The sequence below is a fragment of the Marinifilum sp. genome, assembly GCF_965230805.1.
In the GTDB taxonomy this organism is placed as follows: domain Bacteria; phylum Bacteroidota; class Bacteroidia; order Bacteroidales; family Marinifilaceae; genus Marinifilum.
In genome coordinates, this window is record NZ_OZ246019.1 from 999240 (window position 1) to 1014570 (window position 15331).

General features: G+C 34.9%; 9 protein-coding genes and 1 tRNA gene. 3 read left to right on the forward strand and 7 right to left on the reverse strand.

Translation table 11 applies throughout. The features are described 5' to 3' along the window. Positions 1-9 precede the first annotated feature (9 nt). From ACO05S_RS03800 to ACO05S_RS03810, 3 genes are all read right to left on the reverse strand, one after another. Positions 10-3495, reverse strand: a complete 3486-nt coding sequence (locus ACO05S_RS03800) for a SusC/RagA family TonB-linked outer membrane protein (RefSeq protein ID WP_421920214.1) — start codon at positions 3493-3495, stop codon at positions 10-12. A 528-nt stretch (positions 3496-4023) separates the two neighbouring features. Beyond that, entirely contained in the window at positions 4024-5172 is a 1149-nt protein-coding gene (locus ACO05S_RS03805) for a FecR family protein (RefSeq protein WP_421920215.1), read from the reverse strand. Then, positions 5173-5754 carry an RNA polymerase sigma-70 factor gene (locus tag ACO05S_RS03810; RefSeq protein ID WP_421920216.1) on the reverse strand — a complete coding sequence of 194 codons (582 nt, stop codon included), beginning with the start codon at positions 5752-5754 and terminating at the stop codon, positions 5173-5175. 1864 nt (positions 5755-7618) lie between these two features. On the opposite strand from ACO05S_RS03810, the gene bglX reads away from it, so the two are divergent. Further along, on the forward strand, positions 7619-9886 hold the full coding sequence (bglX, locus tag ACO05S_RS03815; RefSeq protein WP_421920217.1) for a beta-glucosidase BglX: 2268 nt from the start codon (positions 7619-7621) through the stop codon (positions 9884-9886). A gap of 1418 nt (positions 9887-11304) precedes the next feature. Here bglX and ACO05S_RS03820 read toward each other — a convergent pair. Beyond that, the gene (locus tag ACO05S_RS03820; RefSeq protein ID WP_421920218.1) at positions 11305-11466 is read right to left on the reverse strand and encodes a hypothetical protein; all 162 of its coding nucleotides are present in this window, start codon (positions 11464-11466) and stop codon (positions 11305-11307) included. Positions 11467-11898: 432 nt separating this feature from the next. Here ACO05S_RS03820 and hpf point away from each other — a divergent pair, with 432 nt between their 5' ends. Further along, on the forward strand, positions 11899-12189 hold the full coding sequence (gene hpf / locus ACO05S_RS03825; RefSeq protein WP_421920219.1) for a ribosome hibernation-promoting factor, HPF/YfiA family: 291 nt from the start codon (positions 11899-11901) through the stop codon (positions 12187-12189). 38 nt (positions 12190-12227) lie between these two features. On the opposite strand, the gene ACO05S_RS03830 is transcribed toward hpf, so the two are convergent. Then, positions 12228-12671 (reverse strand): (4Fe-4S)-binding protein, encoded by a 444-nt coding sequence (locus tag ACO05S_RS03830; protein ID WP_421920220.1) that lies wholly within the window; start codon positions 12669-12671, stop codon positions 12228-12230. Positions 12672-12920: 249 nt separating this feature from the next. On the opposite strand from ACO05S_RS03830, the gene ACO05S_RS03835 reads away from it, so the two are divergent. After that, positions 12921-12993 (forward strand) — tRNA-Trp (locus tag ACO05S_RS03835). Positions 12994-13130: 137 nt separating this feature from the next. Here the strand turns inward: ACO05S_RS03835 and ACO05S_RS03840 are convergent. Both ACO05S_RS03840 and ACO05S_RS03845 read right to left on the reverse strand, forming a co-directional pair. Next, positions 13131-13277: a hypothetical protein gene (locus tag ACO05S_RS03840; protein WP_421920221.1), complete on the reverse strand. Its 147-nt coding sequence runs from the start codon at positions 13275-13277 to the stop codon at positions 13131-13133. A gap of 165 nt (positions 13278-13442) precedes the next feature. Beyond that, on the reverse strand, positions 13443-15272 hold the full coding sequence (locus ACO05S_RS03845) for an ABC transporter ATP-binding protein (RefSeq protein WP_421920222.1): 1830 nt from the start codon (positions 15270-15272) through the stop codon (positions 13443-13445). Positions 15273-15331: the final 59 nt, after the last annotated feature.

The following is a 15331-nucleotide window of genomic DNA, read 5'->3' on the forward strand; positions in this document are numbered from 1 at the left end:
TGCTTATTTTTAGAATCCAAGGTTAAGAGTTAAGGTATAATTACTACTATTTGGGTAACCAAAACCGCCCATAAGTGCGGGATCAATACCATTGTATTTTGTTAGAGTTAACAGATTATTGGCAGTAGCACTTAAACGCATAGTTTTAAAGCCAATTTTCTTTAATAATTCAGGTGGAAAATTATATCCTAAGGTTACATATCTTAATCTAAAATAATCTCCATCTTCAAGCTCTGTATCAAATAGGTAAGTATTATAGGCATATCTAGTATGACCCGGATAAGCAGGAACGTCCGTAACATCTCCCGGTTGTCTCCAACGGTTAATATCCTTAATATACCGGTTTTGTCCATTAACCAATTGAGTAGTGTTAAATGACTTTATTTTATGTCCTGTGTAAAAATTCCCCCTTGCTGACAAGGTTAAACGCTTGTAGCGTAAAGTAGTTGATATACCCCCACTAATTGGCGGATATGCCTCCCCCAGATAAGAAAGCAATGGTGGTTCGAGACCTTTATGAGATTTACTATAAATTTCATCCATATCAAAGGTTCCTCCGTTTTCCAGATACGCAATTGTATTCCCTGTAGCTTCGTCTACGCGTGCAAATTTAAATCCATACCAAGCTCTTACCGGGTATCCTTCAACAAATGCATCCGAATTTGTTGCCGGAACTTCATTCAATGATTTGAAAAAAGTAGTCTTTACCTTATTGTCATTTATAGCTACATTAAATCGGGTTATCCAAGTAAGGTCTTGTGTTCTTATATTTGTTGTGCTCAACTGAAATTCCCAACCTTTATTAATCAAATCAGCCACATTCTCAATTACACTACCTCTCCCTGATGAGTATGCCAATTTTCTTCGATCCAAAACATCATCAGTTGTGTTATGATAGTAATTTACAGTTAATTCAAAACGATTCTTCAACATGGCTACATCCAAACCAATGTTAATATCTTCTTTAGTTTGCCATTTTACACTTGGGCTTGGATAATCAAAACTGGTTGGAACATATACACCATCATATTCAATCGCACTATTGAAATACATTACCAAGTTTGGTCGGGCATTTTTATCAATACTCCCGGTAAAGCCATAACCTGCCCTTATCGAAAGCTCGTTAAAAAAGTCTCTTGAGTTAATAAAGTCTTCGTTGTGCAAATTCCAACGGAATCCTACATTCCATAAAGGTGTAAATTGGTTATCATTACCTATAATATCCGATCCATCATAACGAATCGAACCATTGAAGACGTAGCGATCCATAAACGAATAGGAACCAATCGCAAAAAATGAAGAAATTTTTTCGGTATACTCTCCTGTTCCTCCTAAACGGTTTACGTTTAAATCTTCCGGTTTTATATCGGTTAAATTAGGAAAACCTGTAACCCCATGTAATTCATCGAATACTGGTGAATAATTAGAAAAGTTTCTACCATCCCGGCGAAGAATTTCCTGTCCGGTCATAATGTTAATAAAATGCATGTTGTTTATTTCCTTGTTATACGAAAGACTGTTTCGCCAAGTGTAAGAATCAGCATAACCAGTTCTTTCCGACAATGCTCCATCAACCATATCATGAGTAACTTCTCCAATTGTTGCATTCAGCCAATGGTTCTTAAAATTAGTATAAGTGTTTGCACCTTCGGTTGATCTGCTGTGAGTAGCATTTACATTGTATGTTGCTTGAGAAGTATACATTAGACCTGGGACTATCTCATATTCAAATTTCAAATTGGTTTGCAAATCAATATATCTGCTTTTGGCTGTATTGTTATTTAGATCATGAAAAATATTAAACTTCCCCCATGCTAATTCCTCTGGTTTATCCAAATCGGAATTTTCTAGATTATAACTTAGATCATAAGCATAAGTACCATCATCATTATAAGGTTTCTCATATGGATTGGCATACATAGCATATTGCAGTGGTCTGACTCTACTAGCCGTTGACCTATCTTTACGCATAGTTCCATTCAATCCAAGTTGGATTCTAACTTTCCTCGATGGGTTATGAGTTAACTTTAGATTCATACCCATTTTCTGATACTTATTGTTTGGCTCAGTTCCCTTATTCGTTAGGTAAACACCTGAGGCATAGTATTGTGTTTTTTCTGTACCTCCCTGCATGCTTACGTTTGTTTGAGAACTTGTACCAGCTCTAAAAATCTCATCAAACCAATCCGTATTTATTTTCTCAAGTTCTGCAACTTTGCTGTCAAATTCAACCTGACTCATTGTACCATAATCCACCTTCTTCATCATATCAAATACTCTTCCCAAATGATTGTATCGTCCAAAATCGTTATACATACGTTTTTCATATTCAATCTTTTGAGCAGTATTCATCATTTGTACATCCATCTCAGGTTTTTCGAAAATACTGTAGTTTGATGTTACATTAAAATATGTCTTCCCCTCTGTACCCGATTTAGTTTTAATAACAATTACACCATTGGCTGCACGTGCACCATAAATGGCTGTTGCCGCTGCATCCTTTAGTACTGTAATTGATTCTATATCATCAGGAGTAAGATTTCCAATACCTGTTGTAAAGATTGCTGACTGAAGATCAGCAGCTCCATCAGATACATTTGGGACTTCACCCATCATTGGCATTCCGTCAACAATCCACATGGGTGAAGTACTGCCTGAAAGTGAGTTTACACCACGAATTGTGATTTGGGCATCCTCCCCCGGCCGGCCGGATGAAATGGTAGTTAATCCCGCAATGGTTCCTTCAAGAGCTTGTTCAATATTAGTAAAACCTTTGTTCCTCAGTTCTGTACTGGTAATTACAGCCGACGAACCAATCATTCTTTCCTTTTTGATTTCTTGATACCCAGTAGTAACCGTAACTTCACCAATTTGATTTTCTTGTTCTTTTAATACAATATTGATATCAGCATTTTTCTCAATTTTAACTTCTTGAGATTCCATCCCTACAAAACTAAAAACAAGCACATCACCAGGAAGAACAGAAATAGTATAAAGTCCATCAATATTAGATGTCGTTCCAACATATGATCCTTTTATCAATACCGACACACCAGGCAATACATTACCTTTTTCATCTGTTATTTTTCCTCGTATTTTTGCTTTTTCTTGTTCAGTTTTTTCAATTTTCTTTTCGGTATCCTTTAATTTTAACACGTAAGCATTATTCTTAAGCTCATATGTCAATTTGGTATCAAGCAAAATAGAATTAAGGATTTCGTCTACAGTACCCTTCTTATCAACACTTAAATTTGAATAATTCTGCAAGTGTTTGGTATTATAAATAAACTTATAACCAGACTGTTCCTTGATTTTCCAGATCAAATCTTCCAGATTAATATTTGACTCATTAATTACAATTTGGTTTCCTTGCATAGCAACAACTGCCCAAGAGTTCAAATTCAGCGATAATATTAAACATACCACTGCTAATAATTTAACAGGCAATCCTGGTTTTTTCTTATGAAAAAACTCTAGGTTAAATTTTTTCTTCATAAATTTAGATTTTTTACGGGTTAGTTAATCATATTAGCTAGCATTTCCTAGTGCAGAATGTGGCGGCATTCTGCACTACTTTTTCACCACCAATACATTATTTTTTACTTTTAAACTTTACTCTTTCTGTTACTAACAAGAGTCCAACAAACTTAAAAAAACAAGAAATCTCATAAAACAAACATAATTTTACTAGAGAATAATATCCGAATCAGTGCTTATATTTCCAATTTTAGATAAAATGCATCAATAAAAGGATTTAATCTATTGAGAATTGGATATTTTAACAGCAAAGAAATGTTCAAAAATTCAAGTAGCTTCCAAATACAGAATATTATAGTCTTTACAAGTAAGAAGAGTCAAGCTTAGTAATCAATTGCTCAGGAATTGATTTTCAGCGATAGTATAAAGTATACCTCTGCTTATCATTCAATAGGCAATCCATTTTTTTCTTCATAGGTTTAGAATTTTTTATGGGTTAGTTAATCATATTAGCTAGCATCTTCTGGTTTTAAATGTGGCGGCATTCTAGACTACTTTTTTTACAACTAGCACATTATTTTTAATTTCAAACTTTACACTTCCTGTAGCTTCCAATAACTCTACAATCTCTTGAAAGTCCGGTGTTATATTGAGAGACAATGAATAAGATTCAAATTGCATTTCCGGATCCTTATAAAAAACTTTTATATCGTAATACCTCTCCAAATCAATCAATATTCTCTCTAAACTTTCATTACGATATATTAATTGGCTGTTTCTCCATCCGACAAAAATGGCAGCATTTACATTTTCCAATTGTAAGTTATTCTGTCCTGAACGAATAGATACCTGTTGATTTGGCATCATCCTAAGCTTAGAGTGTTTATTACTTACCACAACTTCACCCTCTACCAAAGTGATCTGATTTTCAATTTCATTATTATAGGCTCGAACATTAAACTCTGTTCCCATAACCCTTACCTCTTCATTGTCAACACTAACAATAAAAGGCATTTTCTTATTTTCCTGAACATCAAAATAAGCCTCTCCCTCTGCCAGAAATACTTTTCTCTCGGTTCCAATAAATTCCACAGGATATTTTAACTTGGTTTGAGCATTCAACCAAATTTTAGTCCTATCAGACAGAGTTAAACAATACTTCATTCCTTTGGGTATAATGATTGTGTTATATTGCTCAATTGAATCATTATTATGATTTAAATAGCTAATATTTGTAGAATCAATTTCCAAAACGCCATTTGAAGTATATATAACCGAATCTTTATGATCAAATGTATGAACTTCTCCATTATTTAATTCTAAAGTAACGCTTTCACTAAACTGCTCAATTGCTGCAAGTCCCGGTTTCTGGAGTATGAAAATGTTATCTTTTATAAAAAAGACTGAAATTCCAAGAACAAGAGGTAAAACAATCACAGCCGCATAAGCTAACCATTTTTTAATTTGTATCTGAGGCTTAACGTATTCTGAAAACTCATCCATCCGATTATTTGAATGAAAAAAGTCCAAATCTTCAAGATTCTCGTGTACATTATTCAATTCAACAATTCTATCAAATTGCATTTTATTAAAGGAATCCTCAAGCCAACCATTTAAATATTCCTCTTCAGCCGGCGTTAACTTTGAGGTAATATACTTTGAAATTAGCTCCGCTATATATTGTTTTTCGTCCATTTAAACATCTTTTATTGTATTACAAAGCATAATTAAAATAGGGTGTATTAGATAAAGTAGATTTTTAAATTTCTCTCTCATCTTTCTGTATGAATGTTTTTTAAGAGTCTTTACAGTATTCACAGATATCATTAATTCGCTACCTATCTCATCATTGGAAACACCATTTAATGTTAGCAACATTACCTCTCGAGATCGCTTGGGTAAGGATTGTATGTAATCATACACCTTGGCAAATACTTCTAGTTCCAACTGATTATAATCAAACAATGTCTCAGAATTTAGATCTGTATAATTCTGGTGAAGCTTAGCTACTGATTTTTCTTTTCTTAAATAATTAATGGATCTATTCTTTACACTAACAAATAAAAATGAATTAAAAGAAGTGTTACTTCTAATAGAAGTTCGATGATCCCAAATATGCATAAAAACATCCTGAACGATATCAACACTTACTTCCCTGTCATTTACATACTTGTTGGCAAATGCACAAAGCCTTGGGAACATTTCGAAGTAAAGCGCATGAAAAGCCTTACGATCTCCACTTTTTAACTTTCTAATATAGTGCTCTGGAAAATTCATTCTATCCTCCTATTTTATTACACAAGCAAATGAATAGCATACTATTATCTCACCGAGTTATAACGGTAATACAATCGACTATCAAAAGAGGGTGATATCATTTTAGGAAAAATCCAACCTTGATAAAAAATATCCTCCACAGAAAGTCAATTTAATTCGAGATTTGCTTAAAAGAAACATGCAAGAATATAAGTAAATTAAAGATCTTTAAAACAATACCGATATTACCATTGTCACCCTTACCAAGGCAATGCCTCTATTTTTTGCCTTGACTAAACTCAAGATTCTCAAAATAATTTAAGGTTTATTCCAATTATGAATCAAGATGAATGACATCTAAATCCATCCATTCTAAGAAAAATGTCAAATCAACTTGTAGGGCACAAATAGAAATTTCTGGCTATAAATCACAAGCTAGTGTGAAGAGTGTTAATAAAACGAATTAAAGTTTTTGAAAATATTTTTCTTTTTACAAGGCAAGGTTTACAGGCATAGCCATAGCTACGGCGAAAAAGCTTAACGCAGTAGAAAGGAAAATAGGTCAAAAAATTAGTTCGGGGAATTAGCATTCTTTACACTAGTTCTTGGTTTTGTTTTATCAGATAAGGAGAAATATAAGTATAATACTAATAATTATATCTCTTTTATTAACATTACTATATATTATACGACTATTTATATGTATTTAACTAATCTATCTAGGTTTTATACATATAATTACACCCATAATACATATCTATATATGTATAATACTAATTTATATCGGTAATTTACAAATGATTCTAAGTATTTTACTGTTCTAACTGGTGTATTGTACATATAAAGAATATATCATATAGATTTTATTCGTCATCCGCACATGACGAAAATATTTTGGATCTAGTTCAAAGGCCTTTATAAAGAAACTTCCTATTTAAAAAAATGCTCACCTCATTCTGGTATAAGCATCAAAACACATATAAACTATGGATTTAGATCTGAAATACAATTGGTATTATTTCGATCTGTTTTTATTTTTTTCCCATTTGTCAGGTTTAAGCCAAATACGATCAAGATAATCATTACATATATGTTTATATAATTATTTTAATCAAGCTTGTTTAATAGAAAACTGGAATTAAGCTTCTTTTTGCAGTCAATTTGATTAAATCTGTGTAAACAGAGACTATATTTTAGTCGCACTCAAGCTTACAGGACGTTTTGCGTAAATGCTATTCTATATGATGTTCAGGTTCACAAAGACCATCACGCTTTCCCAATGAAGCTACATTTTAAGGAATAAAAGGTATTCTGCTGACCCTGTTCTTTTATAGTCATTGTAAGATGGTAAAATTCCTGTTAGCTTTTTATCCTAATAATAACATGAAATTGATATTAAACCCGGAAAATGCACTAGAAAAAATATACATTGAAATCACTTTAAAGCATTCCCCTTAATAACTTTACCCAAAGTCAGACGGACAAAACTACCGAAGAAATTGTTACTTCTTGTTCATCCTTTCAGTAAAATCTTGTTTTATTGCTCTTTCAATTCCCCTAATGAAGTTATACTACATAATAAAGGATAAAAGAAATTGAATATTCTTAGAGATAAGAATTAATAATCAACAGCTTTCAAGAGTCTTTTCTTAAAATAACTTTCTTATTTTTATCAGATATTAAATAACGAATGGTGCTTTTGAAGCGATCCTTTCAATAGTTTATAATTTTTTCATTTGTCAGTCGGAAGTCGAACAATCAAAATAATCATTAGCCTGCATGTTTAATAATTATTTTAATCATGCTCGTTTCATCAATAATAACAAACCCCACCAACGCCATGCAAATAATTATTTATCATTGAATCTTAATCAAAACAATTAAAATGACTAGAGTAATGCTAATTATCGCAGGATGCCTTTTATTATCTGCTTGCAACAACCCATCAACAAAAAGCGAAGAAGATCGGTTTGTTGATCAGTTGTTATCAAAAATGAGTTTGGAGGAAAAAATTGGTCAAATGAACCAATATGCCAGTCATTGGGAAATGACAGGACCGGCTCCTAAAAATTCATCGGCTCAAAAGCGATTAGAAGAAATTAAAAACGGCGACGTAGGATCCATGCTAAATGTAGCGGGTGCAAAAGCCACATACGAAGCACAAAAACTGGCGGTTGAAAACAGTAGACTTGGAATTCCATTGTTATTTGCTTACGATGTAATTCATGGATACAAAACCATGACTCCCATTCCATTAGCGGAAGCCTGTGCCTGGGATCCTGAAATCTCAAAACTAGCATCGCAACTGGCAGCCAGAGAAGCTTCGGCAGCAGGCTTACATTGGACTTTTGCCCCAATGATGGATGTTGGAAGAGATGCTCGTTGGGGACGTGTAATGGAAGGCTGTGGCGAAGATCCATACCTGACAAGTGTATTATCGGTAGCCAGAGTAAAAGGATTTGAAGGAAATGATCTTAGCAAGGAAAACTCTATAGCTGCCTGTGCCAAACATTTTGCTGCCTATGCTTTTGCAGAAGCTGGCAGAGAATACAACACCGTGGATATTGGCACCTACAGCTTGCACAATATCACCCTTCCCCCTTTCAAGGCTGTTGCTGATGCCGGTGTAAGTACATTCATGAATTCATTTAATATCATCAATGGCACTCCGTCTACTGCCAACCCTTACTTGCAAAGAGAGCTTTTAAAAGGCGATTGGGATTTCGATGGATTTGTAGTGTCCGACTGGGCAAGTATAAAAGAAATTGTTATACATGGAGCTGCCGAAGATTTAAAACATGCAGCTGAACTATCGCTAAAAGCTGGTTCTGATATGGATATGGAATCGAATGCTTACCTCCCCTACCTTAAAGAACTAGTGCAAGAAGGCAAAGTTGATGAAGCTTTAATTGATGATGCAGTTAGAAGAATTCTAAAATTAAAATATCGCTTGGGATTATTTAATGATCCTTACAAGTATTCAAATGAAGAGCGTGAAAAAGAAATCGTTTATAGCAACGAGAGCAAAGAACAAACAAGAAAGATAGCACGTCATTCCATGGTATTGCTGAAAAACCAGGATCACTTGTTACCACTTTCAAAAAATGCAAAATCCATTGCCGTTATCGGGCCTTTAGCCAACGACAAGAACTCACCGCTGGGAAACTGGAGAGCCCAAGCCATAAAAAATTCTGCCGTATCGTTGTTGGAAGGAATCAAAAATGCAGTTAACCCGACAACAGAAATCAAGTTTGCAAAAGGATGCGATTTGGCTGTATCAGGCAGAAATTTCCTGAACGAGTTGGTTTTCGCAAATGCTGATGCCAAAGAAATGGATAAGGCTGTTGCTGCTGCTCAAGAATCAGATCTTGTAATCATGGCCTTGGGTGAAGACAGCTTTCAATCTGGCGAAGGTCGCAGTCAGACCGACATACGATTAAAGGGGGCACAAATGGAATTGTACAACAAAATCAGGAAACTGAATAAAAAAATTGTGGTTGTACTGATGAATGGCCGCCCTCTTGCCATACCCGAAATTGCAGAAAGTGCAGATGCTATTTTAGAAACCTGGTTTGCCGGAAGTGAAGCTGGTAATGCAATTGCTGATGTATTATTTGGCGATTTTAATCCATCAGGTAAATTAAGCATGTCCTTCCCTTTTAATGTAGGTCAGTGCCCTATATACTACAACCACATGAACACAGGTCGCCCAACTTCTGCTGGAAATGTATTTTGGTCGCATTACACCGATGCTCCCAATGATGCACTTTTCCCCTTTGGTTATGGCTTAAGCTATACAAAATTCGAATATGGGAAAGCATCAACAGATAAAGAAGTATACAAGATGGACGAATCGGTAAAACTGAAGGTTAAAGTGAAGAATACAGGCAAGTTTGCTGGCGAGGAAGTGGTTCAGGTATACATTCAGGATCAGGCTGCCACTTATGTAAGGCCGACCAAAGAATTAAAAGCCTTTAACAAACAGAACTATCAGGTAGGCGAAGAAAAAGAAATTACATTCACCCTAGATCAATCGGATTTGGGATATTATTCTCCGGAGGGTGAGTTCTTATTCGAAGCAGGCTTGTATCACATCTATGTTGGAACCAATTCGAAAGATGTACAAAAAATTAGCCTTAAATTCACCGAATAAAAATAGTTGCGTATCGTCATGCTTCGCCCATAAGCAAGCTGCAAATGTCGGAGCATGACTATTGGTAATACTTTTATAGAACTATCGGTTGATCACCATTCTGTAACTTTGTTAAATAACGTGAGTTCGAGGTAAAATTCTATCCACAGAAAGTTATATTTGGGATAGATTTGCATTAAAAATTTGGAAAGAATAGTGGGCTATTTTGAGGAATTTTTAATGTGAAGATGTCGTAAAGAGAACTTTCCATTATGTGTTTGCCTGCTTTCGGCATAAATCTCCTCAAATCTTCTTGAAATATCCCGATATTCCTTCGAAAATTTGAGAAAATTTCTACTCAAAATCAGATCAAACTCTGAACGAATTTTACGTCGAACTCACGTTAAATATTTAATACAATTAGTCCTCAATACTGAGTATCCTCAACCAAGTGAAAGCATCAAGCCCATTTTCTTCTGAGCTTATCACTCCAATACCAAGGTCAATAAGAATAGGAAAAGAAAGCGGATACACCCCTAAAATTGTTATCGGCGACCCCAATTACGGGGTGCAAAAGTTGCAAGTTGCCTTCAACACCTTCAACCATAAGTATGTTGGCCTTAAAACCCTCCTTTTTCCCCCCGAAATGCCAGACTCAGAGCAAACATCTCTCGATAGAGATGAGGGAATAAAGGAATACATCAACAAATACCTCCGAAGAATCGGGTTTTCAAAAATTGTAGTCGGCATTGCCCGATTTTAGCTAAGGATTTCTATCGCAGGGCTTGACATCTCTTTTAAAAAAAACGAGTTTAAAGACAATGGGAGATGATTTGCTTTCGCTACCCTCAAATTTGTACTTCTAATCCCCAATGCGGAGCATTCTGATAGAAAAATGGAACTCGCCACTTGCCAAGGACAATACTGAACTCACAGATAGAAAAGAGCTAATTATACCCTTCATGCTTAAGCAAATCTAAAAGAAAGTGGAGCCGCAATCGGGCAATTGCAAGCTTAATCTCAGAAAAATCAACGAATGACACAATTAATTCGAACAAATATAGGTCATGCACAAGCCTGTACATTTTTTCCTTTCCTCAAAATATGCAAGGGAAGTATGCCTATTCTATTGTATTTATAAGTTTAAATAAAGATCTTTCGCAGCAAGAAAGGATACCGTTCCGTGGTACCCTTTCTCTCTTTAATTCACTAAACAGGCGAGTATTTTACTCGTCTGTTTTTTCGGTTTTCTTCGCTCTGCCTAAAAAAGTTTCGACAGATCATCCTCTTTACCCTGAGCCCCCGAATGTACAATTTTGGCAGCATTTTTCATCAAGCTGTAAACGATAAGTGAAGTTCGGTAAGCTTCGCTGCCTACCAATGCATAAGAATCCGCAACAACCGAACTAACCTGCGACTATTTGTAATCGATAGAACACCTACACGTCGTGATCGAATGCTTCAAGATCGATAAATCCACCTAGCATCGGAGCTGCCTGTTTTACTAACTCAAGCACTTTGTCAACAAAAGCCACTGATTTGTGACCCATGATCGAAATGTTCTTCTTCTCTTCATTAGGAAGAATTTCAATTTGGCCCAAAAAACATCACTTAGGGTTTGCAGAGCATCAGCCTGAGCTTTCTATTCAGCCGTTAAAACCAAATTAAATAATTATTTTTGCACATTATTTAGTTTTAAATTAACACTTAAATAACGCATCGAATTTAATGAATAATCTGTTCATAAATGCTTACATTTATCATATTTTACAATTTTTAACAATTAAATTGTATTTTTCTTGCCCACACTGTTATTCATATCATTATATCTCTTATTTTGAATACATTGTATGATTTTGCAAAATTGCTTATCTAAAGCCTATGAAAGCTTAGTTTTTTTCTGTATTTTCATACTAGCAAATTTAAAACACGAAAGGCCTTTAATTAAAGTGTTTTACCATTGCTACAACCGGTTATATTTATCAGAATGTTAACTTGTGCACTTGTGCATATAAAATATAGGAGGAATTGTAATGAACATGAAAATGCAATCCGTAGGTTTTAAAGCAGATAGCAAGCTGGAAGCTTTCATTAACCAAAAACTGAAAAAGCTTGAGAAGTTAGAAAACAGTATTACTGCTTACGATGTAAAATTAAATGTCGACAAAGCCAGTAACAAAGAAAACAAAGTTGTTGAAGTGAAGATGCAAGTTCCGGGATCAGAACTATTTGCAAAAAAACAAAGTAAAACATTCGAAGAAGCTGCTGATTTGGTAGCAGACGCACTTCGAAGCCAAATTTTAAAATACAAAGAAAAGAAATAAGCCTAGAACAAAAACGGAGTCGATCGACTCCGTTTTTTTTATTCTTTAAATCCAATATCATTATGCGTTCCATCGCAGAATGGTTTATTCTTTGAAGCCCTACATCTACAAAAGTAACATGCATCTTCCATGGCTTCTCTTTTTCCATCTGATCTAACTAAAGTAATCGGTCCTTCAACCATTAAAGGTCCGTTAGGCATTACCTCAACTTTTTTCCCCGTTTCAAGTGCCTTAACCGGTCCCTTATCCGCTTCATCCTCTTCGGGTGTATTCATGTAAAAAGATAAAGCACGAGATGGGCATTTTTGAACTTGTTTAATGATTGATTCGGTATCAGAACCTTGCATTTTTATCCACGGACGAGTTCCTGGCTGAAAAACTGAAGGTAAACCCTTGAAACATGTTCCTGCATGAATACAAAGTGCCGAATCGTAGACAACAATTACTTCTCCGTTCGAGTATTCTTTTTTAGTGTTTTTCATGATATGTTTTTTTAAATCAATTGCCATATCAATAATTTACTACTTTTTTAAAAATTTTGCAGAATTTTATTTTCTCTCCAAAAAAAACTTATGACAATCCCCTCATCCTGAACACGCTGCAAAAACAAGTAAAATAAGCATTAATAAAATCGAAATATTAGCCCTAAAAAGCTCTTGCAGATCTAAAAAAATGTTCTACTTTTGTCGCAGACTATTTAAGAACGTAAGTTTGCAAATAGCGATAAACACACGGGTGTAGCTCAGTTGGCAGAGCACTGGTCTCCAAAACCAGGTGTCGGGAGTTCGAGTCTCTCCTCCCGTGCAAAACCTTCCCATTACAGGAAGGTTTTTTTGTGTCCTAAAAAAAGAAAACCGCCCGAAGGCGGTTCTTTTGTCGTTTAATTGTTCTAACACTAATATTACTTAACTCTGGTACAAATTGTCTCCATTTTGGAGATTTCATACACGCTCTCTAATCAAATAATTGTCTGCTATTTCCTGATAATTTTCTCGGTTTAAATTGTTCTTAAATCCTCTTTTTGATTTCTTCGATTGAGGTCGTCTTCTCTTTTCTCTGGTCTGTTCAGCTCTAAAAGTTTTAGACATAACTTCAAGATTTTAATTCTTCAAAAATCATATTATCAGATATTTGTACGAGAAAAGACTCTCTGGTGTTACATTTTGACACACAGACTGATAATTTTAGAGATGACCAAAAAAAGATGGACCAGTAAATCGATCCATCTTACTCAATAAAATATTTCTTTAAATCTAGAGCAATTGCATATCGTACAATTTCTTATAAGCTCCGTCTTTTTCAATCAATTCATCATGTTTACCACGTTCCACAATTTCACCTTCGTGGAACACACAAATTAAATCAGCATTTTTCACTGTTGATAAACGGTGAGCAATTACCAAAGAAGTTCTGTTTTCCATCAACTTATCCAAAGCATCCTGCACTAATCTTTCAGATTCTGTATCTAATGCTGAAGTTGCCTCATCCAAAATCATAATTGGTGGGTTTTTAAGTACCGCACGTGCAATGCTCAATCTTTGACGTTGTCCACCTGAAAGTTTACTACCTCTATCTCCAATATTGGTATCGTAACCAAGCTCTGTTGCTGTGATAAAATCATGAGCATTGGCAATTTTCGCAGCAGCAATAACATCTTCCAATGTTGCATTATCAACACCAAAAGCAATGTTATTAAAAATGGTATCGTTAAACAAAATTGATTCCTGATTCACATTGCCCATCAGGTTTCGCAAATCTCTCATTTGATAATCTCGAATGTCAACACCATCCAAGCAAATTCTTCCCTCGTTTACATCGTAGAATCTTGGCAGCAAATCCACGAAAGTGGTTTTACCCGAACCCGATTGCCCTACCAAAGCAACGGTTTTCCCTTTCGGGATTTCCAGATTTAAATTCTTCAAAACATTCTTCTCCCCATTGTACGAGAAGGTAACATTTTTATATTCTATGGAATTCCCAAATGTATCTACTTGCATAGCATTCTCTTTATCCAAAATAGTAGATTTTGCCTCCAACAATTGATCGATACGATCCATGGCAGCCAAGCCCTTCTGAATTGTATATGCTGCTTTCGAGAAAGCCTTGGCTGGGGCAATTATCATATAGAACATCCCCAGATATGCTATAAATGTAGAGCCCGACAGATTACCAGTCCCATTGAGGATTAACATTCCTCCATAACACATAATCACAAGCATCACTAAGGTTCCCATAAATTCACTAACCGGATGGGCTAAAACATATCTACGCATCATGCTATTCATTATTCTTCTGTAAGAATTGCTTTCTTCGGCAAAGCGAGAATGCATTTTTTCTTCGGCATTAAAAGCCTTGATTATTCTCAAGCCCGACAAACTCTCCTCAATGGTAGATAAGATATCACCCATTTTGTTCTGCCCATCTCTCGAAGATTTTTTCAGTTTCTTACCGGTTAAACCGATAATATACCCCGCCATTGGCAACATGATAAATACAAATAATGTAAGCTGAGGACTAATGACTAACAGTCCGATCAAATAAACAAGAATTAGAATTGGGTTTTTAAAGATCATATCGATCGAACTCATTACCGAAATTTCAACTTCCTGAACATCACCGGTTGAACGAGCTATAATATCTCCCTTCTTTTCAGCTGAGAAAAAAGGAAGAGGCAATGAGATCATTTTGGTATAGATCTTTAATCGCATATCTCTAACCACAGCATTACGAATATTAACAGAGTGGTATGAGGCCAAAAAAGTAAATAGCACTTTAAAGAACACCATTATTAATGCTACCGAAGCTATAAAAAACAAAGAATACTCAGAACCATAATTATTCTTTATCAATGTAATATAGTAATTAAAGTTGTGTATTATTACATCAGTGTTCGGTTCCCAAGGCATTTTTTCATATATTGCAACATCTACACTTTTATTAAAAAATGTATCTAGTACAGGTACAATTGCTCCAAGCGAAAAAACACCAAAAACAGCTCCCAACAAATTGTAAACAAACATCATTGTTACATCTCCTTTATACGGAGGAAGGAATCGCTTTAGAACCTTAATAAAATCTTTCATTAATAATTAAATAATTGAAACAAAATAAATGAGAAAACCACAATTCTCTAAATAAAAAC

Bases quoted from the DNA above. Each gene is read 5' to 3' on its own strand.
- ACO05S_RS03800 (WP_421920214.1), bottom strand. From the start codon at position 3,495: ATGAAGAAAAAATTTAACCTAGAGTTTTTTCATAAGAAAAAACCAGGA.
- ACO05S_RS03805 (WP_421920215.1), bottom strand. From the start codon at position 5,172: ATGGACGAAAAACAATATATAGCGGAGCTAATTTCAAAGTATATTACC.
- ACO05S_RS03810 (WP_421920216.1), bottom strand. From the start codon at position 5,754: ATGAATTTTCCAGAGCACTATATTAGAAAGTTAAAAAGTGGAGATCGT.
- bglX (WP_421920217.1), top strand. From the start codon at position 7,619: ATGACTAGAGTAATGCTAATTATCGCAGGATGCCTTTTATTATCTGCT.
- hpf (WP_421920219.1), top strand. From the start codon at position 11,899: ATGAACATGAAAATGCAATCCGTAGGTTTTAAAGCAGATAGCAAGCTG.
- ACO05S_RS03830 (WP_421920220.1), bottom strand. From the start codon at position 12,671: ATGAAAAACACTAAAAAAGAATACTCGAACGGAGAAGTAATTGTTGTC.
- ACO05S_RS03840 (WP_421920221.1), bottom strand. From the start codon at position 13,277: ATGTCTAAAACTTTTAGAGCTGAACAGACCAGAGAAAAGAGAAGACGA.
- ACO05S_RS03845 (WP_421920222.1), bottom strand. From the start codon at position 15,272: ATGAAAGATTTTATTAAGGTTCTAAAGCGATTCCTTCCTCCGTATAAA.